Below are 22,346 nucleotides of genomic sequence, written 5' to 3'. Positions count from 1 at the left end.
AGATGAAAACACCTTTTTTTTACTTTTCAAGTTTATTTCTTAAATAATGGAAAAGTTATTCTTAAACGATTTTTCTTTCCCCTGGTTTTTCTGTATAATAACGGTGTTCGCATGCCTAAGGAGATGTGTATATGGCTGGATTTATTAAAAGAAAAAGTGTTGTTATATTAACCTTGCTTGGGCTGGCCTGTCCGTTTATCGGTATGGCGCTCATTGATTTTTATTATTTCAGTTCCCTTATAGGATGGATTGCAGGATTCATTTGCTTTGTCTTCGCTTATATTATTGTTGTTAGAAGACCAGAGACTGAAACAGAGGTATAAGAGCGTACTAAAAAGCCCCCTGACTTCAATCTCAGGGGACAATGCATTATTTTAAAAGTCTTAATCCATTTAATATAACGAGAATGGTACTTCCTTCGTGACCGATCACACCGTATGGCAAACTCAGAATTTGAAGGAAATTTGAGCAGATCAGCAGAGCAATGACTGCCATTGAAAAAACGATGTTCTGCTTAACAATTCGATTCATTTTTTTTGAAAGAGCAATTGCATCAGAAAGCTTTTGAAGATCATTTTTCATCAGGACGATATCGGCTGTTTCAAGTGCCGCTTCCGACCCTTCCCCCATAGCAACCCCGACATCCGCAAGGGCAAGTGCAGGCGCGTCATTAATCCCATCTCCTACCATAATGGTTACACCAGCTTTGGATTTAAGCTGCTTGATCTCATTTAGCTTATCCTCGGGCATGCATTGTGCACGATAGGAATCCAAATGTGCTTCTTGTGCAATTGATTTCGCTGTTTGTTCGCTGTCGCCGGTCAGCATCACAGTTTGAATCCCATTTAATTTAAAGGATTCAATGGCCTTTTTCGTTTCAGGACGGATCGTGTCTTTTAATGCAAATAAAGCGGCAATTCCTTTCTCATCCCTTACAAACACGACGGTCTTCCCAGTTTTCGCAAACTGCCGTGCTGCTCCATCAGCGAATGTTAGCGCTTCTTCTTTCCCAACAAATTCAGCTTTTCCTATAAAATATTTGTTTCCACCCCAAGCCGCTGTAATGCCCATGCCGAATTCTTCTGTTACCTCCGTCCGCTTCAGCTGAACCCCCTCCACTTGACGGGTGAATTCGACTATGGCTTTTGCAAGAGGATGGTTCGATTGATTTTCAATGGACCCTGCGGCACTGAATAGTTCTGCGGTATCAATCCCTTCCCGCAGGTTCACATCCGTGACGGAAGGTTCGCCTTTTGTTAAAGTACCTGTTTTATCAAAGGCAATGATCTTAGCTCTGGATAGTCTCTCAAGATGGACGCCTCCTTTAAACAAAAGGCCATTTTTTGCTCCGTTGGAGATAGCGGATAGACTGGCCGGCATTATCGATGCGACAAGCGCACATGGGGATGCAACGACCATTAATACCATTGCCCGGTAAAATGTTTCACCCCAGCTCCAGCCCAATGCAAAATGAGGGACAACCATCATTAATCCAACGGCTGCCAGTACAGCTTTCACATACGTGCTTTCAAAGCGTTCAATAAATAGCTGGGAAGGTGACTTTTCAGATTGTGCAGACTGAACCATTTGGATGATTTTCGAAAAAAGCGTATCCTCACTTTTCCTGCTTACCCGAATCGTGATGGACCCGGTAAGATTTACTGTACCCGCATAAAATTCATCGTTTTCTTTCTTGTCAACAGGTATCGATTCACCAGTTATCGCTGATTGATCAACCGTTGTTATTCCGCTCTCGAGAATTCCATCAGCCGGAACCCGCTCACCAGGTTTAATGAGAATCAGGTCCCCCTTTATAAGCTCACTGACATGGACTTTCTGCTGAGCATCACCATTAATCCTTACAGCTTCCTCAGGCTGAATTTCCATCAATGAAGAAATTTCCTTTTGACTTTTATTCATCGTATACGTTTCTAAAGCTCCGCTTAGTGAAAATATAAAAATTAAGATGGCACCTTCCATCCAATGGCCAATGATGGCAGAGCCAATGGCGGCAAAGATCATCAGCAGTTCAACATTCAATGTCCGTTCAGAAACGGTTTCTTCAATCCCCTCCTTAGCTTTGGCAAAACCTCCGATAAGGAAGGCTAAAATAAATAACATCACTGAAATAGGCTCATAGCTTTGCTGAAATGCCCATCCCGCTGCAATTAACAAACCTGAGAGAATGGCAGCTGTTAACTCAGCATACTGATGCCATCCTGAATTTAACTTAGTCAGACCTTTCTCCATAACAAATCACCTCTAATTGAGAATACTAATCATCTTCGCAGAACATAAATTTTAAGAAAACCATAATAATATAAGGGATATTCCTTATTATAGCAGATTGACCTTAAAAACTAAATAATAATTATTATAATTTAGTTTTGATAATTATTATAATTTGTAAACAATAAAAAAACCAGCATTTAAGCTGGTTTCTACTTAGGTATAAAAGTTAGCTCATATTTCAACTTTTGTTCATCTGTGCTTTCGTGCTTCCCCAATGAAATGGCATTCATACAAAGCATGTAGTCACCAGACGAGAGCTCGCATGTCATTTTCTCAGACATAACACTGCTCACTTCGACTCCTGTACCCTTCACATGAAATGGTATTACAATGGTGCATTCCGGTTCCTTGCCTGAAGGACTGACTCGCACTTCTATAAGTGCTTTACTGCTCGTTTCAGCTGCAAAAGCAGCTGCACTCAGGTCTGCGGCAAACCCTTTTTCAAGAGCACTCTCCGGCCAGTCAAAATGAGGACGCTTCATCCCTTGCTGGTAAACCGTAAACTGATGATAAGAAATAAGAATTTCTCCTTGAGCTAGTACATTCATTATTGAACGATGAATAATACTTTCGTTCCATCAGGATAAGCCTCAAGCTGATTTCCAACCCATGAACCTGAGCCGCGGTTATCTGAATAAGGTACGTAGCGGATATCTGCTCCTGCTCCGCCTTCTTCACACATAGCCATTGGCCATTCATCACGGTCATAGCCTGATTTTGTAGGGATCCCCTTTAAGGATTCCGCACGGTTTTGATCCGCACCGGCACGGTCAATTGTGCACACATCGGAGTGTCCTGCAGCGATTGCATCAATAATGTGATCGCCCGTTAATGGATATCTGTCTAAAGGAAAATATAAGACCTCATCATACGCACTTGCAGCTTCTGCTTTATTCTCTGTCAATGGAGCTTGTACAGCGGATCCGGATACAAGGGCAGCAGCGAGCGCAGCACCAGCTGCTAAAGTTTTTAACCATTTCATGTTTTTGTTACCTCCGATGTCATTTTTTACTACCCTTTAAATTTAAATGACAGATGATAACGCTCCATTACCCCAATCTAAAGGTGGTGTAAATAATAGCTTTCGATTATGTAAACCTATGCTGAATTAACTGAGTCCTTTTGCATGAAACCCCCCAACTTTTGCTGAGTAATAAATATTTATGAGCTTTCATTTCAAAGGAAGCAGGGAAATTGGCAGTGCTATCATAAACTAAGTATAATATAATTTATAGAATATTCAGTTTTTTATATTTCCATCATTACCTGGGGACAAATACGATAAGGAGGCATTAGCTTATGGCTTTAGTTATTATTTGTAAAACTTGCAGCGGATCAGGCAAGCAAAAACGCATTTCATTTTTCCCCCTAAATACAAAGTGCAGCAGCTGCAATGGAACAGGCAAACAGGCGGCAGCAACATTTAAAGATTAAAAAAACGGCTTCATATTTATAAAAGCCGCTTTTTTGTTCCTAATCTATTTATATGACTCCTTTTGAATCCATTGCTGCTAAAAATGACTGCGGTGCTGCAGAATAATTTACTACATTTGCATCGTGTTCAATCGACTTTTCTCTTTGCACCCTCTATGGTCAGACAGGGCATAGCCTTTAACCAAAATACCTTTCCTTTTAAAAAACCGGATACTCATATTCCGTTCAAGTTTTGTAGCCGCGATTAAGTAGATTTCCTGTCCATTAATATCATTAAATGCTTTTTGCAAATAAGAATAAGGAATATTCATACTCCGCTCTAAAGTAATGACCTGACGATTGTTGTAGTCCCTTACATCAACAATCGGAATACCCTCCATCATCTGGATAGGCAGGCACGGAATATTCCGTACGGGAATGTATCTTCTATACCATTCCCTTGTTAAATAAAGGATTAGGGCAATGGCTGCTGCTGCGGCGAACACGGTCAAGGAAATCCTCCTCATTTTTCAATTGTACAGCAATTATAATCTCCACATGAAAGATATTCAATTTGCTTGCTCAAGTGAACCGGTTACTTGAAATCAGGCTCATCGATAATCCAATTTTTCTGCATATCGTCACATAATGAAGGAGAAAAAGGAGAATAATGCCCATGTTCATACCAAGAATAATTCCCGTCATTTGAAATTCTCCCATGGAACCGAGCACGTACATCATCAAAAACGAGACAACATGGGACCATACTGAATGATAAAAAGCATCCTTAACAAGTCCCAATCCAATTAGATAGGCTTGAAGCGGATGAATAAAGAAATGAAAAAGAAAATAGGGCCATAAAAGCTGTAAATAAAGAGAGGCATCCGGGGATTTAAAAAATAAATGGGTAAGGGGCTCAGCAAACCAGTACATGAGGTAAACAGCTGGGATCCCGTATATACATGTAATCCACATGGATTGCTGCAGCAAGGTCCGCAATCTTTCGCCATCCTGTTTAGCATACGCTTCTGAAACATTAGGCAGCAATGCGACCATTAATGAATGAGATAAAAACGCAGGAAAGAATCCAATGCTCATTGCAACTCCCGCTAGAAGACCGTACTGTTCAGTAGCCATTACGCTTCCTATACCAGATATCACCAATGCTCCTTTTATCAAAAACGGCTGAATAGCATTTGTAATCGCATTAAAAATGCGAAGAGCTGTGGTGGGGACAGATACCGCCATTAAACTTTTCCGGACCTCTTTTTCATTCATTTCGTGATAACGCCCATGTTTCATCATTCTGTATTGAATGAGGTATTGAGTAAATAAATAGAAGAAAACGACTGCTTCACTGCCGATTAATACAGCCAATGCTGTAAACAAAGCGGTACTCTCACTGAATTGCATGCCATGAAAAAGAAAATAGAGCGCAAGAAGCTGAACCGCTTTTCTCAAAAAATTGGAAATAGCGATTTTGTCCATCTGCTGAACTCCCATAAAATAACCCCTGGCAATGGAGGAGAAAGATACAATCGGCACAAGCAAAAACATCATATAACGGACGAGTGGATGGTATTCCGAGAAGATCGGAAGAAATGGCAGAACAACTAATACAATAATCAGGATCATCCCTGTAAGCTTATAGACAAACCTCAGGGCATGCCTAAGCATACTGTAATGATATTCCTTCTTCTGCTCCGCAACAAATTTCGATATGGAAATAGGAAGCTCCAAACTCGATATGACCACCACGAAAAAAATAATCGGCAGCATTTGCATGTACATTCCCATTCCGTGTTCTCCCAGTTCTTTCGCCAGAATCATATTCAAAAAAAACTCCAGACACTCGCCAAAGAAAGCCGCCAGCGCCAGTAAAAAGGCACCCTTTGCAAATGAACTCATCCAACGCACTCCCATCTTAATCCCGCTTTTTAATCCTATGAGAGAGGCGGACAAATTATTTAACGTTCTATTATTCAATTACACCGGATTCATTGACAATAATTTCTGCCTTAACTTCGGTCTTTATATTTGGATATTGTTTTTTCCATTGGTCAATCTTGAAATTCCTAAAGGTATGGGACGCTTGATCACCTATTCCAATTGGATCAATATCCAATTCCTGAAAGTGCTCCATCATTGACAGACATTCCTTTTCAACGGTATCTTTGAATTCACTTTCCACCTTCTTGATAACCTCCGGCGTGATTTTGCTGCCTGTATACTCCCGGATATGGCCTTCGAGTTTAATATCAATCTTCACAATGTCCTTCGAAGCCATTCTCAGTTTTTTATGGGACGTGATACTTTTTACAGAAACTTTCACTCCATCCTCCAGGTTCATCGTATAGGTTCCCTCCATATATTGATCTGTCAGAAGTTTAAAGAAAATCATTTTATCGCTCGGAACTTCAGATACCATACGATCCTCATTAAATAGAGCCACTCCGGTGATTTCCAGTTCATCCTTGCCTGAGAGTTCAAGGATGGGAAGATAAGCATCCTTTCCCTTGTCATACATATTGTACAAGAACAAATGGAGGTTCTCCCTCGATAAGTCCCTGCTTTCAATATTGTGCCGAATTAAATTGCTCAAATATACAGCGGTTCCGCGAATTCCATATTGGCCTTTTAAAATTTCTGAAGCGCTTTCTCTAGCAACTGCGAGGTATACCCTCGATCCTACACTTGCATCCCTTTGCAGTGAATCAAGCAGATCTTTGAACCCTTTCTTGGCCAGATCTACTCCGAACAGAGCCACTTGAAGCTTGCCATAAACCAGCGGATCTGAAGATTTACGCTGAAGGTTGGTCAGTAAATCCCTTGAAAGAACCGCCTTCTCCTCTAGTATTTCACTTGTTACAGGCTGCTGCTTTTGATAAACGGGGACAATTACGGTTCCGGTTATTTCCCCATCTTCAGTTGCGTCATACCCTGAAGCAAGGATGATGTTCACGTCATCGATAATTTCTTTTTGTATACATCCGGTTTGACTGACGAGAAAAAGAAAAAGGATCGAAAGCTGAACGATTCTGTTCATCCTGCACCACCTTGATTTTTAATCTTTTTCAGGAAAAACTGCAAAAATAAAATCAACGGAATGTATAGATAAAAACACAATCCTATATCCCCCATGACTGTGTTTAAATGATCAATTTGCTCACGGGTGTTAAACATATTCACCGCAATTAGCGTAAGAATCAGCACAAGGATTAATGTTTTCTTTTGGGAGATATTGATCGTCTGTTTGATGCCTCTGCTTGCACACCATAGGGTTAGGCATACATTAGGAAGAATAACTAAATTCCAGTTCGCAATGCCAATGTACTCAAATCGTTCTACAAAAGGGATTTCAACGATTTTCCACATTGTTAATGTTGCCCAGATATTCTTTTGAAGCTGCTCCTCATTGAAAAACACAATGGTGATAACCAAAATGAGCAAGTATAAGAAAGTGGTAAAAAAAATTGCTCCATGAGCCCATTTTTGGGATTTTTCCGGGTTTTTAATAAAGGGGTAATAGACTAGTAATGCTTCAAAGCCAAGAACAGTTAATGCCATACTTTTCGTTCCTTCTATTATGTCTCCGATCGAGTGATCAAACATTGGAAATAAATTTACCCACTCGGCAAATTCAAGAGGGAAAAAGTAGGTAATAATCAGGTATCCCGGCAAAACCACTCCAAAAAAACAAATGCCCGTCACTACCCGGAATCCTCCGGTTACAATGTAGTAGACAAGTGCAAGGAAAAGGATACTAAAAATCAAAACATTCATATCCGGGAACATCCAAACCTGAATGATCTCAATAAACGTACGCAGTACACCAATCGCAAGCATAGTGAAATACAGCGAAATCAAAAGATTTAGTCCTTTACCGAGCCATTTGCCGAATATACGATGATGAATGTCATGAATGTTACCTTCAGCTCCCCTTAAAATACGGTAAATCATCCAGACCATAATGTGTGAAAAAACACCTGATAAAATGACGGAAATCCACGCATCCTGACCGGCAACCTTTACAATGATTCTTTGAAAGCCGAGTACTCCGACCCCGAATTGAAGAGAGTGAATCAGATAGAAGACCATAAAATGAGAGACTTGATATTTTTCAGCAATTTTAGTCATATCGAATCACTCCTCACTCATCAATATCTTTTTTCTGAGACGCCCTTTTTTTATCAAACCGGATTGGCTGTTTCGTTCGAAGCTGAATCGGCCTTTTTGACATCATGGAAAACGGAAGCCTGATCAGCGCATCTTTCATGTCAGCAGTTCTTGGCGGATAGATTGGTTCTAAAAATGGTCTTCCAAGTGAAGATAACTTCAATAAATGAGTGGCCAGAACACAGAAACAAAAAACAATTCCAAGCAATCCATAGAATTCTGCAAACAGCAAAAATGGAAAGCGTATTAGACGTATCGTGTTGCTCATTTTGTAAACAGGCGTTGTAAAGGAAGCCAATGCTGCAAGTGCAACAATAATCAGGAGGACGTTACTCGTTAGTCCCGCCTCAACAGATGCGGTTCCGATTACGATCCCGCCTACAATCCCGATCGTCTGACCGACCTTTGTCGGCAGTCTCGCCCCCGCTTCACGGAGCAGCTCAATCGTCAGTTCCAAAAAAATGGCTTCGAGAATTGGAGGCAGCGGGATCTCTTCCCTTGAACTGACAAGCGTATTCAGCAGGTCCCTTGGGATCAGTTCATAGTGGAAATTTAATGTAGCTACATAAACCGGCGTAACTAATATAGAAAAGGCAACAGATGCTAAACGAACAATCCGGAAGAAGGATGCGACGATATAATTAAAAAAATAATCATCAAATGCTGTGAAAAACTCAATCAGCGTACTTGGACCAATCAGCACCTGCGGTGAACCATCCACCACAATCACAATCTTGCCCTCTGAAAGTATCGAAACCACCCGGTCTGGCCGCTCTGAGTCCAATAGCTGCGGGAAGGGAGAATTTTGATTATCAGACATAATCTCTGTCAAAACAGAACTATCACTAATGTGATCAATCTCAATTCCATTCAGTCTCTGCCATACCGTCCGCACATTTTCATCATTGGCGATACTCTCCATATAAATGACAGCGACCTTCGTATGTGTCAGCTTGCCAATGTTGATTTCTCTGATTCGCAGCTGATCTGATGGCATGCGCTTTCGAATAAGATGAATGTTCGACTCTAGTGACTCAACGAAGGCCTCCTTCGGTCCCACCACGCTAAATTCAACCTCAGGAAGGCTAACCTGCCTTGCTTTTTCCATAAACACCCGAATCAGCAGGGCCGACTGTCCGTACTCTGAAAGGCTTATCATAATAAAGCCCTGCAGCAGCTTCTCCTTCACTACATCGGTGTCTGAAGTTAAAATAATATTTTCTACTGGCACGGCATTCTTTAATTCCTCAAGCGAGGTCCAATTAACTTTTGATAAAACCGCGAGAACGCTTTCATGAAGCATTTTCGTATCAACCAGTGTCCGGAAATAAGATATCCAGTACTTTGTCGATACGCCCTTGCTTCCGAATTGAATAAAATCAGAAGAACTCCTCAAGACTGCCATTAGCTCAGGCATTGAGGTTTTCGGTGACCCATCCATGTTTTTCATTAAATCCACAAGCCTCAACCCCGGTCTCATATAATTAGGGTTATTTTGCGAAAAATGGGAGAAAGTTATACAAAAATGCGGAAGACCTTGGCCGCGTCATTCGGAACGCAGCCATTTCTTCTCACGTCCGGGCCAGCTTTCACTGAATACGAGCCATGTTTCCTCACATCCGGGCCAGCTTTCACTGAATACGGGCCAATCGACAAACTCTCTCAAAAACGGCCAGCTCCTAAGCGCATAACAAAAACCCTTCCGCGTGCAGCGGAAGGGTTTTTGGGCATTCATTTTACATTGAAAAACTGTGATTTCCGATGGTTTTTTCTATTTTTCTTGTTTTGATCCATTCGCTTTCTGCTGTTTCGGGATTAAAGAAGTAGAGGTAATTTACAGATTTTTTTCGGAGCGCTTCTTCGGCAGCTTTTTTGGATGCTTCATCTGCCTTGTTATGAATCGTTCCATTCCCTACCGGAGAAAATGCGTTTTTCTCGTATATAACATCCTTCACAGAGTCTGGAAATTCCCTGCTTTCTACTCGATTCAGGACTACGGAAGCAACAGCAACTTTCCCTTCATATGGCTCTCCTTTTGCCTCAGCATGGACAAGCTGGGCAAGAAGCTTCTTTTCCTCTTTAGACACAGCGATACTCGGTTCTTCTCTGTCATTGCCCGGCTTCGAGCTTCTTTCAGGGATCCTGAGTGTATCACCCTCAACGGCAGTATTCCGCTCTATATGATTCCATTTTTTTATATCGTCAATCGAAACAATGTATGCAAAGCTGATTTGCTCCATTGTTTCTCCTTTTTTCACTGTATGCGCCATTTTTGCAGACGCTGGTGCTGCGCAAATGATAAATGCTGCACAGGCTATGGCAGCGATCTGAATCATTTTTCTCGTCGTCTGTTTCATTTCAGCCCTCCAGCCTTTATTAAAATTTCATATGCTTCAGCCTACCAGCTTTTCCGCTTCAAATCATTAGTGAAAAGTTTCCAAAAAATTTCATTCTTAATTGCGCCAAGCGCTTCTATTCAAACACCATACCGCCCAAAATCGAATCTCATATCCATAATTCCTTTGAAAATTCATTTCTTATATAGAGTAAAAGTAAATTTTTGCTCATAAAAAAAGAAATTTACTATGTAATTACCGGCGGAATAAAAATGAGGATGCATCCCATCAGGGAAGAAAGAATTGAACTATTCACAACTGCTTGAACGATATAAACCAATGATATTACATTTACTGAAAAGGCTGTCTATCTACAGGAATCATGAGGAATTCTTCCAGACTGCTTGTATCGCCCTTTGGGAGGCTTCTAATCAATACATGCCCTCAAAAGGATCAATGGATGCCTATTTTTATTTGTATATTAAAGGAAAGCTCATGAACGAAATGACTCGCCAAAACCGGCTTTCAGAAAGAGAGGATCTAAAGGACGATTTCAGTTATGCAGAGGATTGCCATATTTTAAAAGAAACCGAAGATCAATTTGACTGGGGGGAACTGGAGAAAGATCTTACTCTTAATCAAAAGAAGTGGATGCATGGATATGCCTATCTTGGACTTACCATTACAGAAATCGCAAGTCTTGAGGGTGTCACACCTGCTGCTGTAAAGAGCTGGAGAAGAGATGCACTGAGAAAACTGAAAAAACAGCTTACAAAATAAAGCTTCAAAAAATAAGAGGATTTCGCCATTATCCAGGCGAAATCCTCTTCAGCTTCTCGCTGTTGCTATATAGCGGTAAACGGTGTTGCCTCCATGCCTGGCAATCCCGCGAAAATGCTTAAAATCTTCTCTTTTAACAAGGACTTCACGAACAGGCAGGAAATCCTCCTTCGATACTTGAAATTCCATGCGCTCCCCGTTTTTCAGCTGATCGAGCATCTCGTTAATTGTTTGGTGATCCATACAATAGCCTCCCTTACCTGATTAAGTTTACAGGGGGAGCTTTATTCATTCAATGGATTTTTACATAATCGATTGAATTGCTTCAGAAATGCTGCGGTCTCCGCTGATAATTTCAAAGGTTTGATTTTGTGTAGATGGTTCACTTAAACAAGCGACTAGCACCTCTGCAACATCTTCACGCGGAATGGAACCTTCTGGGTTTACAGACTTGGAGGCTGCAATTTTTCCTGAACCTTCGTCATCTGAAAGTGCTCCGGGACGGACAATGGTATAAGGGATTTCAGCATTTCTCAGATACTCATCCGCAACGGCCTTGGACCGCAGATAAAGCTTCATCTCTTCAGGAGCCCTTTCAGGCGCGTCCGTACCGATTGAACTCAGCATGACAATTTTTTTTACGTTATGTTTTTTAGCTGCATCAATCAGTTTAATAGCTCCGTCCTGATCAATGGCGATTGTCTTATCATCACCGGTACTTGAACCTGAACCAGCCGCAAAAATAACAGCATCCGCTTGCTGAACAGCTTCTGATACGTCTCCTTCTAAATCCGCAATTACAGTCTGAGCTCCTTTATGTTCAAGCTCATCCGCCTGCTTAGGATCACGAATCATAGCAATCGGCTGGTAGCCTTGTTCTATTGCTTTTTCTATAGCCAATCGTCCTGTGCTTCCATTGGCACCTGCTATTAATACTTTCATTGTTATCACTCCTCTGCTCGTACTGTTCCCTACTGAAGAGCTAACTAAACCGATGAACTTTTTTACTTTGATATTGGCTGCCCGCTTTTAGCAAGCCATGTTTGAAGATCCTCTAATAATCTTTTCGCATCCTCTATTCCCTGTCTGTATAAAGCATCCAGTTTTACAGGGTCTCGTTCAATTCTTCCAACCTCGAGCCTTTTTGACGGACGGATGACGAAAATATGCCCTTTCGCTTCCTGTTCATCTATATACGAAAGGGTGTCATTATACATTCTGTAACGTTCAAGGATGGCTTTTGCGAGCAGAGGATGCTTTCTGAGGGTCCGTTTAACCATCCATTGGGCTTTTGGCTGAGATTTCACATACCCCTTATTTCTAGTAAGCACCACGACATTTCTTTCAATCCCATCCTGTTCCGCCTTTTTGAGTGGAATGGAATCGACAATGCCTCCATCCATGAGCATTTTTCCTCGAAAAGGAACCATCGGTGCAATAAATGGAAGTGAGCTTGAAGCGCGGATAATCGTTAACAAATCCCCCATCGTCTCAGGCTTGTCAAAATAAACAGGTTTGCCTGTTTCACAATCCGTCGTTCCTATTACCAGCTGCTCAGGGTTATTGGAGAATGCCTCAAAATCAAAAGGAACGAGCCGATTCGGTATCTCATCAAAAATATAATCCATGCCAAACAGCTGTCTGCTTCTAATATAATTTTGAAGGGATAAATACTTCGGATCCCCAGCATAGTCAATATTAACTGTCCGGTTTCGGTCCATTTGCCTTGATAAATATGAAGCGGCCATACAAGCCCCTGCTGATACCCCAATTACATATGGGAAATAAAGTTCATTTTCCATAAAATACTCTAAAACTCCTGCGGTATAGACACCTCTCATACCGCCGCCTTCCAGCACTAAACCTGTTTGTTCCACTTCCCCTTGCTCCTTTCATAACTTCCTTTGTATATAACTCCCGCTGTACGCAATCAGAACATAAAAATGAAAGTTTGCCGTACTTATATGTAACCCTCCCTGTTATGATAGCACAATAGAAATACTCTATCTCAAATCAGGACTTGACACAGAGAGACAGCGCTGTCAAAATAGTCTTTACTTTATTGGCAAAATAGTGCAAAATGTTTTCTAATGGGGGTATTTAGTACGATTGAAGGAGAGAGGAAATGAAGATTGCTAAAGTTGGAAACCTTATTGAATTTAAAAACGGCTTGCGTGGTATTGTTGAGAAGGTGAACGAAAATTCAGTAATCGTTGATTTAACGTATATGGAGAATTTTCTTGACCTTGAACTTGAAAGACGCACAGTCGTAAATCATAAAAACTATAAGATCCTCAAGGAATCCTAAAGCGGGCTCCTTCTTTTCACTCGTAATATCTCATGACCAAAGGGATGGCTTATATGGCCATCCCTTTTCCACTTACTGATACACTTTAACTTTTACTTGTCTGCTTCCCCAATTCATTGCTTCATTGAGATCTTTAAAGAAAACATCAATCTCACTTCCATTAATTGCTCCGCCTATGTCACCTGCGACAGCTTTACCATATCCCTCAACTTCAACGGTTGAGCCAAGCGGGATCACATTAGGATCCACTGCAATCACTTTGGATTCCTCAAAACGGTTCAAATCGATTCCCATTTTAGTCACTCCTGAACAGCCCTGGCAGCTCGCGGTATAGGCTGTACTGTGAACAGTTACTTCTTTCACTGCACCCGAGGCCGGATTTACTCTTTTGTTCAGTTCATTTAACGTTCTTGGTCCAGCAATTCCGTCCGCTGACAGACCTTTACCGGATTGAAATTTAGACACAGCGCTTTTCGTACCCTTCCCGTATATTCCATCCGCTGATCCTGAATATGTACCCCATGCTTTTAGCTTGTTTTGCAAATCAGCAACAGGCTTGCCAATGTTTCCTGGCTTAAGTACTTTAATTTTTGCAATGGTTTGAGGGCCGGCCACTCCATCTGTTTTTATGCCTGCTTTACTTTGAAAATCACGAACAGCTTCTTCTGTGATTGTCCCATAGTTTCCTGTATTATCGTAATAAGGATAGACTTGTTTAGTCATCAAGTAGCTTTGAAGTTCTTTAACATCCCCATTAGACATACCTTTATGAAGCAGCTGATCTCCTAAAGCTGCCTCCCCTTTAGACGGGGCAAAAATCGCTGTTCCTAAAAGACAAACTCCTATTAAAGCCGTGGTTTTTCTTATCATGCTGTACGTTCCTCCTAAAATTCTAAATCAACATCTAAAATCTTCGTCCTGTTTTTCCGTTTATAATGGCACCCGCTCAAAAACAAAACGGACGCCCTATAAATCTTCCATTATCTTCTTCTTTTTCTGTCTTTTTTCATAGAAGGAAATATTTCAGCAATATTTACCCGGTCCATGGTAAACTAAAGGGAAATTTTAGGAGGGTGAAAAAATGATTAGACCTCTTCTTTCAGAAGATGCATCTAGGCACCTTGAGCTTTTGATTGCATTGGATCAGCAAACAGATACCATGCTGTATGAGCATGGAGAGCGTTCCACAGATGCAGGTGATTATCGGAATAAGCTTGATGCTAATCTTAATAAACAATTGTTCATATGGATTAGCGAGGATCAGGATGTTTATCATGGACATCTTGCAGTAATACCCTGTCAGCTGAATAGAAACCGTCATAAAGCATCCGTCGTAATAGGCTTGCTTCCTAAATATCAAAACATGGGCATTGGCGGTAAATTAATGGATGCTGCGCTCGAATGGAGTATGAATCAGGGGCTTCATCGTCTGGAGCTGACCGTTATGACACATAACGAGCCCGCCATCGCTCTTTATAAAAGGAAGAAGTTTGCGATCGAAGGAACAGTAAGGCATTCTTTGCTTGTAAATGGGGAATGGGTTGACGAATACATAATGGGGAGACTGCTATGAAATTTCCTGAACTGAATACTGAGAGATTGCGATTAAAAGAGATTACGCAAGAAAATGCCGGGGATTTACTGCAGATTTTCTCAAGGAAAGATGTTCTTCAATATTATGGAATGGAACCACTGAGAGAACTGGCAGAAGCAAAACTGCTGGCAAAACGTTTTTTTGACGGCTGGCATAATGAAACTTCGATCCGCTGGGGCATGGAGTACAATGAACAGCTAATCGGCACCATCGGATACCATAACTGGAACAAAACACATAAGCGGGCGGAAATCGGCTATGAAATTCACCCTGATTTCTGGAGAATGGGATTGGGCTCTGAGGCATTGCAAGCAGCCGTCGAATTCGGATTCAAGACACTAGGTCTCCATCGGATCGGTGCCACCGTCCGTTCAGAAAACAAAGCCTCACTTATGATACTGGAGAAATTCGGGTTTGAGAGAGAAGGAATACTGAGAGGATACCAGCATAGCGGAGGAGCATTTTACGATTTGGTGATGCTTTCAATCGTTGCAGGGGCAGAAGGAGAAACGGGTTTCGTTTCAGCATAAGGATATTGGACGATCGGAAATTCTGTCCTTTTGATAGAGTTATTCTGGCTAAAGTGAAGAATTTGGCTATTTTTCATGTAAACCAGCTATTTTTCCGGGTACCTTACTTATTTTCCTGTTGTAGCTCAGCTATTTTTCGGTTATATCGGCTATTCTTTCGATATATCGACTATTTTTTCAATATATCGGCTATTTACTCAATTTATCGACGATTTTTTGAATATATCGGCTATTTTCTCTGTATATCGACTATTCGCCAACATTCGACACGAAGTGAAAAGGCCGTACATGGAGAGTCTCCTGTACGGTCTCTTCATTTAAAAACCTGCTTTGACTGTATTTACTTTATCATCTTCAACCGTGACCAGCTTCACATCCCGCATAAAAAAGCTGAGCAGGTCTCCGCGCTTGTCTTCGAACGTAATTCGTTCCTCTTCACTGAATCTCATTGCAGCGGATGTCTTATCAAACTCACTCTCTACTTCCCTCGTCACATAAAAATCATTGCTGAAGTGATAGCGGATTTTGTATTTGTTCATTTTCTCCCCTCCCATTTCCTTGTTCTTACCTATTCAACAATTCCACTAAAGACTCCTTGTTCATCCACCTTTTTTATTTAGAATTAGTCCTATTCCTATCTCTTACTTGTAATAGGATGAAAAAACGGGTCAAAAAAAACAGCCTTCCAAAAGGAAAGCTGTCAAACGTTAACGATTATCCACTTTCTCCGGATACAAATCATGATTCATTAAACGGTGTTCCGCCATTGTTTCGTACTTCGTTCCAGGCTTCCCGTAATTCGTATACGGATCGATGGAGATTCCGCCTCTTGGTGTGAATTTCCCCCAAACTTCGATATAGCGGGGATCCATCAGGTCAATCAAGTCGTTCATGATAATGTTCATGCAGTCTTCATGAAAATCGCCGTGGTTTCTGAAACTGAAAAGATATAGCTTCAAGGATTTGCTTTCCACCATCAGCTTGTCTGGAATATAGCTGATATAAATGGTTGCAAAGTCCGGCTGTCCTGTTTTCGGGCACAGGGACGTAAATTCCGGACAATTGAATTTAACAAAATAATCTCGGTTGATATGCTTATTTTCAAAGGATTCGAGAATGTCCGGGGAATACTCGAATAAATAGTTCGTTCCCTGGTTTCCTAATAGAGTTACTCCTGTCAGTTCTTCGTCTTTTCTTCCGCTCATTTTCATTTCTCCTTTATACGCCGCGTTTATTTCCCCATAACAGCGTGTGCAGCTGGGGGAGAACGCGGACAAGATTTAATTGTTCATCCTCCATTACCTCATCGATTAGCCATTGGTAGCGGCTCATCAGTGTTTTCATCAAGGCTTCATCATTTGTTGTGGCTGTATCGTCATTTCCGACCTGCAGATAAAATGGAATACCGGGATACGTCAAGTGGACCTTTTTTGCAAAGGCGAGATCCTCAGCATTGAATACAACAACTTTTAAGCTAGCTGAAGAGAGGGTACCAGCATCCCTCAAACGGGTAAAAATACTGCTTAACACATCAAAATCTGTTTTCATCCCTGAGCTTGGGGGCTTAGGGGATATGGTAAGGTCATCGATTTCCGTAAACCAATCCTGGTAGCGGCTTCCCTGCGTTTCAAGAGCAATTTCGATGTCCTTTTCTTTCAGCCGTGCAATGACCGGCTGTAAATTTTTCAATAGCGCCGGATTTCCACCGGATACGGTCACATGCGAAAAACGGTTTCCGCCAATGCGGGTGAGCTCTGCCCACACCTGCTCGGCATCCATCTGGATGATTTCATTCTTCGCGGAACCGTCCCATGTAAAAGCGGAGTCACACCACGAACAGGAATAGTCGCAGCCTGCCGTTCGAATGAACATTGTTTTCTGGCCGATGACCATCCCTTCCCCCTGGATCGTCGGGCCGAAAATTTCAAGAACCGGAATCGTTTCAGCCATTGCTTTTCACCTTCTTCGGACGAAAGACCACATAGCTTGTCGGTGTTTCTCTGACAAATACCTGTACACAGACAGGCTTGCCGGGAAGCTGATCCAATTCTGCCTGAATCACTTCACTTATTTTTCGGGCAACTACTTCTGTCGTCGGAAAATCTTCTGGACTCCCGGACTGAAAAAGGGCATGCTCATTTAAAATCGTATGATCAAATTGTCCATGAACAAGATTTTTCAGCGTTTTGAAGTTTACAAGAAACCCTGACTCATCAAGCGTGTCTCCGGCAATCGTAACATTCACAAAATACGTATGACCATGAACATTCCGGCACGGGCCTGCACTCTCATGAGGAACATAATGGGCGGCAGACAGATGCATGTCTTTATTGAGCTCATATTGATAGTCATGGTTCACTTGAGGGTAAATCTGCTGAATCATTGCGCCGCCTCCTTTTTGTTCAAATAGGCTTCAAGGCCATTTTTTCGTAACACACATGCCGGGCATTCCCCGCAGCCATCTGCCGGAATTCCGTTATAGCATGTGAGGGTTTTCGTCCGGACATAATCAAGGGCTCCCAATTCATCTGCAAGCTGCCACGTTTCTTCTTTGTTAAGCCACATAAGCGGTGTGTGGAAGACAAGCTGCTCATCCATGGCCAGGTTTACGGTCACATTGCATGATTTTATAAATTGATCCCGGCAATCCGGATAGCCGCTGAAATCTGTTTCACAAACACCGGTAATGATATGCCTGGCCCCAATCTGATTGGCCAGAACGGATGCGAATGATAGAAACAGCAAATTTCTGCCAGGAACAAAAGTCGATGGGAGCTCGCCTTCTTTTTGTTCAATTACAATATCATTTCTTGTCAATGCGTTCGGTGCAAGCTGATTCAAAAGGGACATGTCCAGGACGTGGTGCCGGATGCCCTGCTCTTTTGCAATGGATTCGGCAATCTCAATTTCAAGCTTGTGGCGCTGATTATAATTAAATGTGACGGCTTCTACTTCTTTATAATTCTTTAGTGCCCAGAACAGGCATGTTGTGCTGTCCTGTCCTCCGCTAAAGACAACTAACGCTTTTTCTTTTTTCATGTTGAATCTCCTCCTGTTGACGGAGCTTCCAGTCACAACCATGTTTATCATGATTCAATTCGGTGAAATAATAAAGGCACCCCAATAGAGGTGCCTTAGCGAATGGTCTATAAAAAAACAAAAACAATATCCAAGGAACGCCTTTGATATTGCTGTCCTTAGTTTTTTATAGAGGGTTGTGCTAGAACCTCTCCCGTTCATTTGAAACGGATTTGTATTTAGCTGACCTGTTCACTATACATTAAAAATGGCCGTCTGCCAATAACCGGAGGAGCATTTATGGAAAAGAACCGTTTTTTGCAAGTAAGAGCCAGCTTCTGGTTTATCCCTTTGATTTATGGAATGATTGCCCTGTTACTGGCATATGTGAGTATGGCTCTTGACCAATATGCTTCAAAACATACGGAATTATACGATTACATACCTGACCTGTTTCTATCTGATATGCAGCTTGCTCAAACCATTTTAAGCTCGATCGCCACATCGCTATTAACCATGACGACCATCACGTTTTCTTCTATTTTGGTCGTGTTGACTACTTATGCAGCCCAGTTTTCTCCAAGAGCTTTGCAGAACTTTACGTCTGACCGCAGCTCTCAGCGCGTTCTTGGCATGTTTACCGGCGGATTTGTTTATACGATTGTACTATTGCTTTTAGCAAAGGGTAAAAGCGGCGATTTGTTTATTGTCCCCGCTCTAGCCATCGGTGTTGCTTTCGCATGCCTTGCTGCGTTTGTCTACTTTATCCATCATTCGGTCGCGTCAATTAAGGTCAGCAACCTGATCTTTCAAATCGCAAGCAAAACAATGAAGGCGTGGAAGGAAAATTATGAAGAAGATCAAAGCCTTAATGCCATGAGAGATTACGCTGGAGCGGAAGAAATCACTTCAGGAATAGACAGACAGCTGAAGAGCAAAAAAGCCGGATACATACAGCACGTGCAAGTACGGGAATTGATTCAGGCAGCTGAAAAATCAAAGATAACCATAAAAGTTGAAAAATCATTAGGCAGCTACGTAGATGAAGGAACACCTCTGCTTACCTATTGGGGACAAGATGAGCTAAGCGATGCTGACAGCCTGCTGAATCAGATTCTGATCATACCCGAGCAAGAGCCTGTCAGGGATGTGGGGTTTGGCATCCAAAAGCTTTCAGAGATTGCCATTCGATCCATTTCTCCGGCATTTAACGATCCATATACAACTGCAAATGCGGTTGAGCATATTGCACGGATTCTAACCCGTCTTGGGAAAAGCTACACTCCAACACCCTATTATACGGATGAAGCACAAAGACTGCGTGTCATTTTTCATAAACCCTCCTTTGAGGATTTGCTTTATAAAAGCTTTTATCTGATCAGACACCATGGAAAAGAAGACACAGCCGTTATGCATTCCATTTTGTCTGCCCTTACCATAGTGGCGGAAAACAATGAAAAAGAAGTAAAAGACATCATCTGGAAATTTTCATGCTATATTCTTGAAGGGCTGCAAGAGGTTGATTGGATCAGCCTTGATCGGTCCTATCTTAACCATCAGTTTCAAAAACTGGCTCACGCCTGCTGCAGAGATGGTCAATTTGAGGGAATTAAAAAGGGGATTTCTGATGAGAGCAAATGATTAGTATTGAAACCTCCGTGATACCTTGTGTGATCATTCCGGGGGCTTTGCTTTTTGTATAGGTGCTATGAACAAATATGGGTTATGCTGATTGGAGCGGAAGGTGAGAAAGCACTGGAGCAGGTAAAAAAAGGTATAAAAAGGCGAGACGCATTAAAAGACCACCTGAATACAGCTTTTTCTTATTTTTTTACTGTTCCGATTCCTTTCGCACCATGACTCTGAATGATTTTTTTTACCCGTTCTGTCAATGAATCCTCAATATGCAGAATAATAACTACCTCTTTTTCATGTTTTTTTAAGAAAGGCTCTTTTCTTTTTTTCTTGTATAAATATTCGACAGAAAAGCCAGATATCATACCAAAAATCAGTCCAATCGAGCCCCAAATGACTGGTCCCCAGAATAAGGAAAGACCATAAATAACCCCTAAAAGCATGAATACTGCCCCAAAAACACCAGCTAAATCCAGCAGACTCTTTTGATCATCAGAGAGATCCGTATCAAACAGGGTTTGAAATTCTCCCAGTCGTTCCATAGGAATGGCCATAATCTGCGTTTGATGGACTCCCGCTTTTTCTATTTCTGTTAAGAGCAATTCAAGCGAAGTAGAGTATGTGAAAGTTGTGATTAAGTAATTCAGCTTCACCACGTCCTTATCTACAGCGGCATTTTGAAATCCCGGTTCTGATAGCTGGCTTTCAAATGCTTTTCCAGCTCTCTGTCAAAAAGCTTATTGTATTCAACTGTACTAACATAACTGTCATAAGCGAGAAAAACATATAATGAAGGCAAAAAAAGAAACCATTGAGGATTTGCCGTTTGGGAAACAAGTTCAAATTCGCCTCTTACAGTATATAGGACACATTTATAAAGACCAGAATAATAGGCGATAATGATCCATAAGAAAACACCAAATACGATGGATGGAAGGCGATTTAGATAAAAATGTCCAAGTCCCGGTGTAAGCAGAGACCAAAATAAGGCATAGCCAGGTTTTCGTTTCTCAAGGACATTGATTTCAAGAGGATTTATATTTTTCATTTGAATGGGTGCGCCTTCCCGGACCGACAAAATATAGTATTTATTGTACTCAATGGCCTGCCTGTAACTATCCCAAATGATAAACACATAAAACGTTACATAAAGCCATAGCCATTCCTCATTCATGACCTTTAAGGCAGCTTCCGGCCTGCCTGTCATACTGTAAAAAATCCCCTCATTTAAATGAGCTATATTATTTGCAAAAACTTCCCAGACCATTAGCAAAAAGCCGGTTATGTATTTCCCTAATAGGACGTGGCCAAATCCCGGAAAGGATGCAGACCACCAGGCAACAATAAATGGATTTCTCAAATGAAACAAGTTTGTCATGTATGGATTGACGGTGGCAATCATCCTCCGTCGCTGAGAAGAATTTACAGGCACCAGGCTCCCTCTTTTCTTAAGGAATCCGTACTATTTTGTCCAATAGCATCCATGCTATTCTATAGGATGCATTGTGCCGTATGGATTCAAATTAGACTTTGCAAAATTAAGAAAAAAGCTGCCTTTTTAAGAGGCAGCCATTAAGACCTTTTTGAATCCTTATCTGTTTCCCTAGATAGCTCTTTCAGTGATTTCACTTCACCATGAGGGTGCTGGGCTTGCTTATGATCCTTCCATTGTCGTTCTTCCTGTTTTTTAGATTGGCTCATTGTATTCATCCTTTCCTCTCGATTACCTTTAGTTTCTTTAAGAAGAGAGGATTTATTCTTCAGGCTTTTCAAGATTGGTTTTTCTGAAAACATAATATAGCCCAATGATGATAGCGGCAAGCGGCCAGAAACTTCCTCTAAAGGAGAGAAAATGTTCCGCAAAAAAGAAGCCGCCAACTGCGGAAAGCACGCAGATCGGAATGAGCAGCCCTCGCTCCCTGCCTCCAAAAAGCCAGAGCTCAAACAAGCCAAAAGCAGCAGCAAGGAGATAAACTGGCCATGTGCTGCCTGCGTAATTCCAGCCTGCAGCTGTTTCAAAAATGAACAGCAGCCCTAAGACAAGTAAAGACACCACCCGGCAAAAGGAGGCCCGCCTTCTCCTTTTTGCAGCCTCCAAGGAAAAAAGCGATATGAAAGGCACCCGAAAGAATTAAAAGTATAAACGGCCATGCATATACTCCAATTTCCGTAAAAATCCCTAAAGATTTTAAAAAGTAATACAGTCCAAACAGAATAAGAAACAAACCAAACAGCTTTTTATGGTTACTGCCCATATTCTCCCC

30 protein-coding genes and 1 riboswitch are annotated in these 22,346 nt (G+C 41.6%); of the genes, 7 read left to right on the top strand and 23 right to left on the bottom strand.

What is annotated here, in order from left to right; genetic code table 11:
* Positions 1–131 precede the first annotated feature (131 nt).
* Positions 132–323 carry a hypothetical protein gene (locus tag WCV65_RS07910; RefSeq protein WP_035413797.1) on the top strand — a complete coding sequence of 64 codons (192 nt, stop codon included), beginning with the start codon at positions 132–134 and terminating at the stop codon, positions 321–323.
* Positions 324–369: 46 nt separating this feature from the next.
* Here WCV65_RS07910 and WCV65_RS07905 read toward each other — a convergent pair whose 3' ends face one another.
* From WCV65_RS07905 to WCV65_RS07895, 3 genes are all read right to left on the bottom strand, one after another.
* Entirely contained in the window at positions 370–2,250 is a 1,881-nt protein-coding gene (locus WCV65_RS07905) for a heavy metal translocating P-type ATPase (RefSeq protein ID WP_338781400.1), read from the bottom strand.
* A 191-nt stretch (positions 2,251–2,441) separates the two neighbouring features.
* Positions 2,442–2,840, bottom strand: a complete 399-nt coding sequence (gene comJ, locus WCV65_RS07900) for a competence protein ComJ (RefSeq protein ID WP_338781397.1) — start codon at positions 2,838–2,840, stop codon at positions 2,442–2,444.
* A complete protein-coding gene (locus tag WCV65_RS07895; protein ID WP_231889963.1) occupies positions 2,840–3,196 on the bottom strand; it encodes a NucA/NucB deoxyribonuclease domain-containing protein in 357 nt (118 codons plus the stop codon). Before WCV65_RS07895 ends, comJ begins: the two co-directional genes overlap by 1 nt.
* A 395-nt stretch (positions 3,197–3,591) precedes the next feature.
* Between WCV65_RS07895 and WCV65_RS07890 the strand changes: the two genes are divergently transcribed.
* Positions 3,592–3,726 (top strand): hypothetical protein, encoded by a 135-nt coding sequence (locus tag WCV65_RS07890; RefSeq protein ID WP_269449399.1) that lies wholly within the window; start codon positions 3,592–3,594, stop codon positions 3,724–3,726.
* Between the two features lie 110 nt (positions 3,727–3,836).
* Here the strand turns inward: WCV65_RS07890 and WCV65_RS07885 are convergent, their stop codons facing one another.
* The 6 genes from WCV65_RS07885 to WCV65_RS07860 all read right to left on the bottom strand — a co-directional run bounded on the left by WCV65_RS07885 (position 3,837) and on the right by WCV65_RS07860 (position 10,238).
* The gene (locus WCV65_RS07885) at positions 3,837–4,217 is read right to left on the bottom strand and encodes a hypothetical protein (protein ID WP_338781395.1); all 381 of its coding nucleotides are present in this window, start codon (positions 4,215–4,217) and stop codon (positions 3,837–3,839) included.
* A gap of 70 nt (positions 4,218–4,287) precedes the next feature.
* Positions 4,288–5,613, bottom strand: a complete 1,326-nt coding sequence (locus tag WCV65_RS07880; RefSeq protein WP_338781393.1) for a polysaccharide biosynthesis protein — start codon at positions 5,611–5,613, stop codon at positions 4,288–4,290.
* 70 nt (positions 5,614–5,683) lie between these two features.
* Positions 5,684–6,751, bottom strand: coding sequence for a Ger(x)C family spore germination protein (locus tag WCV65_RS07875; RefSeq protein WP_338781391.1), 1,068 nt, complete (start codon positions 6,749–6,751; stop codon positions 5,684–5,686).
* Positions 6,748–7,842 carry a GerAB/ArcD/ProY family transporter gene (locus WCV65_RS07870; RefSeq protein WP_338781389.1) on the bottom strand — a complete coding sequence of 365 codons (1,095 nt, stop codon included), beginning with the start codon at positions 7,840–7,842 and terminating at the stop codon, positions 6,748–6,750. Before WCV65_RS07870 ends, WCV65_RS07875 begins: the two co-directional genes overlap by 4 nt.
* A 13-nt stretch (positions 7,843–7,855) precedes the next feature.
* Entirely contained in the window at positions 7,856–9,331 is a 1,476-nt protein-coding gene (locus WCV65_RS07865) for a spore germination protein (RefSeq protein WP_338782208.1), read from the bottom strand.
* A 286-nt stretch (positions 9,332–9,617) separates the two neighbouring features.
* Positions 9,618–10,238: a cell wall hydrolase gene (locus WCV65_RS07860; RefSeq protein ID WP_338781387.1), complete on the bottom strand. Its 621-nt coding sequence runs from the start codon at positions 10,236–10,238 to the stop codon at positions 9,618–9,620.
* A gap of 282 nt (positions 10,239–10,520) precedes the next feature.
* On the opposite strand from WCV65_RS07860, the gene WCV65_RS07855 reads away from it, so the two are divergent.
* Positions 10,521–10,997 (top strand): sigma-70 family RNA polymerase sigma factor, encoded by a 477-nt coding sequence (locus tag WCV65_RS07855; protein ID WP_338781386.1) that lies wholly within the window; start codon positions 10,521–10,523, stop codon positions 10,995–10,997.
* A 48-nt stretch (positions 10,998–11,045) separates the two neighbouring features.
* Here WCV65_RS07855 and WCV65_RS07850 read toward each other — a convergent pair whose 3' ends face one another.
* The 3 genes from WCV65_RS07850 to WCV65_RS07840 form a co-directional block, all read right to left on the bottom strand.
* Positions 11,046–11,240: a hypothetical protein gene (locus WCV65_RS07850; RefSeq protein WP_035408875.1), complete on the bottom strand. Its 195-nt coding sequence runs from the start codon at positions 11,238–11,240 to the stop codon at positions 11,046–11,048.
* Between the two features lie 60 nt (positions 11,241–11,300).
* Entirely contained in the window at positions 11,301–11,939 is a 639-nt protein-coding gene (locus WCV65_RS07845; RefSeq protein WP_338781385.1) for an SDR family oxidoreductase, read from the bottom strand.
* Between the two features lie 62 nt (positions 11,940–12,001).
* Positions 12,002–12,874 carry a patatin family protein gene (locus tag WCV65_RS07840; protein ID WP_338781384.1) on the bottom strand — a complete coding sequence of 291 codons (873 nt, stop codon included), beginning with the start codon at positions 12,872–12,874 and terminating at the stop codon, positions 12,002–12,004.
* A gap of 248 nt (positions 12,875–13,122) precedes the next feature.
* On the opposite strand from WCV65_RS07840, the gene WCV65_RS07835 reads away from it, so the two are divergent.
* Complete coding sequence (locus tag WCV65_RS07835) at positions 13,123–13,305, top strand: DUF2187 family protein (RefSeq protein WP_035408884.1); 183 nt, start codon at positions 13,123–13,125, stop codon at positions 13,303–13,305.
* 72 nt (positions 13,306–13,377) lie between these two features.
* On the opposite strand, the gene WCV65_RS07830 is transcribed toward WCV65_RS07835, so the two are convergent.
* Entirely contained in the window at positions 13,378–14,175 is a 798-nt protein-coding gene (locus WCV65_RS07830; RefSeq protein ID WP_035408887.1) for a peptidoglycan-binding protein, read from the bottom strand.
* Between the two features lie 211 nt (positions 14,176–14,386).
* Between WCV65_RS07830 and WCV65_RS07825 the strand changes: the two genes are divergently transcribed.
* Positions 14,387–14,878 (top strand): GNAT family N-acetyltransferase, encoded by a 492-nt coding sequence (locus tag WCV65_RS07825; RefSeq protein WP_035408889.1) that lies wholly within the window; start codon positions 14,387–14,389, stop codon positions 14,876–14,878.
* Positions 14,875–15,429, top strand: coding sequence for a GNAT family protein (locus WCV65_RS07820; RefSeq protein WP_338781383.1), 555 nt, complete (start codon positions 14,875–14,877; stop codon positions 15,427–15,429). The genes WCV65_RS07825 and WCV65_RS07820 overlap by 4 nt, the downstream gene beginning before the upstream one ends.
* A gap of 317 nt (positions 15,430–15,746) precedes the next feature.
* Here the strand turns inward: WCV65_RS07820 and WCV65_RS07815 are convergent, their stop codons facing one another.
* The 5 genes from WCV65_RS07815 to queC form a co-directional block, all read right to left on the bottom strand.
* Positions 15,747–15,968: a hypothetical protein gene (locus tag WCV65_RS07815; protein ID WP_035408895.1), complete on the bottom strand. Its 222-nt coding sequence runs from the start codon at positions 15,966–15,968 to the stop codon at positions 15,747–15,749.
* Positions 15,969–16,136: 168 nt separating this feature from the next.
* Positions 16,137–16,634: a preQ(1) synthase gene (gene queF, locus WCV65_RS07810; RefSeq protein WP_035408903.1), complete on the bottom strand. Its 498-nt coding sequence runs from the start codon at positions 16,632–16,634 to the stop codon at positions 16,137–16,139.
* A gap of 13 nt (positions 16,635–16,647) precedes the next feature.
* A complete protein-coding gene (gene queE / locus WCV65_RS07805) occupies positions 16,648–17,379 on the bottom strand; it encodes a 7-carboxy-7-deazaguanine synthase QueE (RefSeq protein WP_338781382.1) in 732 nt (243 codons plus the stop codon).
* Complete coding sequence (queD, locus tag WCV65_RS07800) at positions 17,372–17,812, bottom strand: 6-carboxytetrahydropterin synthase QueD (RefSeq protein ID WP_035408911.1); 441 nt, start codon at positions 17,810–17,812, stop codon at positions 17,372–17,374. The genes queE and queD overlap by 8 nt, the downstream gene beginning before the upstream one ends.
* A complete protein-coding gene (gene queC, locus WCV65_RS07795; protein ID WP_338781379.1) occupies positions 17,809–18,468 on the bottom strand; it encodes a 7-cyano-7-deazaguanine synthase QueC in 660 nt (219 codons plus the stop codon). Before queC ends, queD begins: the two co-directional genes overlap by 4 nt.
* Before the next feature lie 152 nt (positions 18,469–18,620).
* Positions 18,621–18,665: riboswitch (PreQ1 riboswitch) on the bottom strand.
* 82 nt (positions 18,666–18,747) lie between these two features.
* Here queC and WCV65_RS07790 point away from each other — a divergent pair.
* Complete coding sequence (locus WCV65_RS07790; protein ID WP_338781377.1) at positions 18,748–20,088, top strand: DUF2254 domain-containing protein; 1,341 nt, start codon at positions 18,748–18,750, stop codon at positions 20,086–20,088.
* Between the two features lie 182 nt (positions 20,089–20,270).
* On the opposite strand, the gene WCV65_RS07785 is transcribed toward WCV65_RS07790, so the two are convergent.
* From WCV65_RS07785 to WCV65_RS07765, 5 genes are all read right to left on the bottom strand, one after another.
* Positions 20,271–20,735: a hypothetical protein gene (locus WCV65_RS07785; protein WP_338781375.1), complete on the bottom strand. Its 465-nt coding sequence runs from the start codon at positions 20,733–20,735 to the stop codon at positions 20,271–20,273.
* Between the two features lie 11 nt (positions 20,736–20,746).
* Complete coding sequence (locus tag WCV65_RS07780; RefSeq protein ID WP_338781373.1) at positions 20,747–21,514, bottom strand: hypothetical protein; 768 nt, start codon at positions 21,512–21,514, stop codon at positions 20,747–20,749.
* 140 nt (positions 21,515–21,654) lie between these two features.
* Complete coding sequence (locus WCV65_RS07775) at positions 21,655–21,783, bottom strand: DUF6254 family protein (protein WP_231889954.1); 129 nt, start codon at positions 21,781–21,783, stop codon at positions 21,655–21,657.
* 52 nt (positions 21,784–21,835) lie between these two features.
* Complete coding sequence (locus tag WCV65_RS07770; RefSeq protein ID WP_338781369.1) at positions 21,836–22,135, bottom strand: hypothetical protein; 300 nt, start codon at positions 22,133–22,135, stop codon at positions 21,836–21,838.
* The gene (locus WCV65_RS07765; protein ID WP_338781367.1) at positions 22,098–22,337 is read right to left on the bottom strand and encodes a hypothetical protein; all 240 of its coding nucleotides are present in this window, start codon (positions 22,335–22,337) and stop codon (positions 22,098–22,100) included. The genes WCV65_RS07770 and WCV65_RS07765 overlap by 38 nt, the downstream gene beginning before the upstream one ends.
* Positions 22,338–22,346 lie beyond the last annotated feature (9 nt).

The organism is Metabacillus sp. FJAT-52054 (genome assembly GCF_037201815.1).
Classification (GTDB): Bacteria; Bacillota; Bacilli; order Bacillales; family Bacillaceae; genus Metabacillus_B; species Metabacillus_B sediminis.
Note: the sequence above shows the minus strand (reverse complement) of the source record. Positions and strands in the feature narration are given on the sequence as shown.

What these genes read in the sequence shown, in the direction of transcription:
- WCV65_RS07790 (WP_338781377.1), top strand. Translation starts at nt 18,748, where the DNA reads ATGGAAAAGAACCGTTTTTTGCAAGTAAGAGCCAGCTTCTGGTTTATC.
- WCV65_RS07890 (WP_269449399.1), top strand. Translation starts at nt 3,592, where the DNA reads ATGGCTTTAGTTATTATTTGTAAAACTTGCAGCGGATCAGGCAAGCAA.
- WCV65_RS07820 (WP_338781383.1), top strand. Translation starts at nt 14,875, where the DNA reads ATGAAATTTCCTGAACTGAATACTGAGAGATTGCGATTAAAAGAGATT.
- WCV65_RS07905 (WP_338781400.1), bottom strand. Translation starts at nt 2,250, where the DNA reads ATGGAGAAAGGTCTGACTAAGTTAAATTCAGGATGGCATCAGTATGCT.
- queC (WP_338781379.1), bottom strand. Translation starts at nt 18,468, where the DNA reads ATGAAAAAAGAAAAAGCGTTAGTTGTCTTTAGCGGAGGACAGGACAGC.
- WCV65_RS07775 (WP_231889954.1), bottom strand. Translation starts at nt 21,783, where the DNA reads ATGAGCCAATCTAAAAAACAGGAAGAACGACAATGGAAGGATCATAAG.
- WCV65_RS07845 (WP_338781385.1), bottom strand. Translation starts at nt 11,939, where the DNA reads ATGAAAGTATTAATAGCAGGTGCCAATGGAAGCACAGGACGATTGGCT.
- comJ (WP_338781397.1), bottom strand. Translation starts at nt 2,840, where the DNA reads ATGAATGTACTAGCTCAAGGAGAAATTCTTATTTCTTATCATCAGTTT.
- queE (WP_338781382.1), bottom strand. Translation starts at nt 17,379, where the DNA reads ATGGCTGAAACGATTCCGGTTCTTGAAATTTTCGGCCCGACGATCCAG.
- WCV65_RS07880 (WP_338781393.1), bottom strand. Translation starts at nt 5,613, where the DNA reads ATGAGTTCATTTGCAAAGGGTGCCTTTTTACTGGCGCTGGCGGCTTTC.
- WCV65_RS07860 (WP_338781387.1), bottom strand. Translation starts at nt 10,238, where the DNA reads ATGAAACAGACGACGAGAAAAATGATTCAGATCGCTGCCATAGCCTGT.
- WCV65_RS07815 (WP_035408895.1), bottom strand. Translation starts at nt 15,968, where the DNA reads ATGAACAAATACAAAATCCGCTATCACTTCAGCAATGATTTTTATGTG.
- queF (WP_035408903.1), bottom strand. Translation starts at nt 16,634, where the DNA reads ATGAGCGGAAGAAAAGACGAAGAACTGACAGGAGTAACTCTATTAGGA.
- WCV65_RS07830 (WP_035408887.1), bottom strand. Translation starts at nt 14,175, where the DNA reads ATGATAAGAAAAACCACGGCTTTAATAGGAGTTTGTCTTTTAGGAACA.
- WCV65_RS07875 (WP_338781391.1), bottom strand. Translation starts at nt 6,751, where the DNA reads ATGAACAGAATCGTTCAGCTTTCGATCCTTTTTCTTTTTCTCGTCAGT.
- WCV65_RS07870 (WP_338781389.1), bottom strand. Translation starts at nt 7,842, where the DNA reads ATGACTAAAATTGCTGAAAAATATCAAGTCTCTCATTTTATGGTCTTC.
- WCV65_RS07865 (WP_338782208.1), bottom strand. Translation starts at nt 9,331, where the DNA reads ATGAAAAACATGGATGGGTCACCGAAAACCTCAATGCCTGAGCTAATG.
- WCV65_RS07825 (WP_035408889.1), top strand. Translation starts at nt 14,387, where the DNA reads ATGATTAGACCTCTTCTTTCAGAAGATGCATCTAGGCACCTTGAGCTT.
- queD (WP_035408911.1), bottom strand. Translation starts at nt 17,812, where the DNA reads ATGATTCAGCAGATTTACCCTCAAGTGAACCATGACTATCAATATGAG.
- WCV65_RS07765 (WP_338781367.1), bottom strand. Translation starts at nt 22,337, where the DNA reads ATGGGCAGTAACCATAAAAAGCTGTTTGGTTTGTTTCTTATTCTGTTT.
- WCV65_RS07910 (WP_035413797.1), top strand. Translation starts at nt 132, where the DNA reads ATGGCTGGATTTATTAAAAGAAAAAGTGTTGTTATATTAACCTTGCTT.
- WCV65_RS07835 (WP_035408884.1), top strand. Translation starts at nt 13,123, where the DNA reads ATGAAGATTGCTAAAGTTGGAAACCTTATTGAATTTAAAAACGGCTTG.
- WCV65_RS07850 (WP_035408875.1), bottom strand. Translation starts at nt 11,240, where the DNA reads ATGGATCACCAAACAATTAACGAGATGCTCGATCAGCTGAAAAACGGG.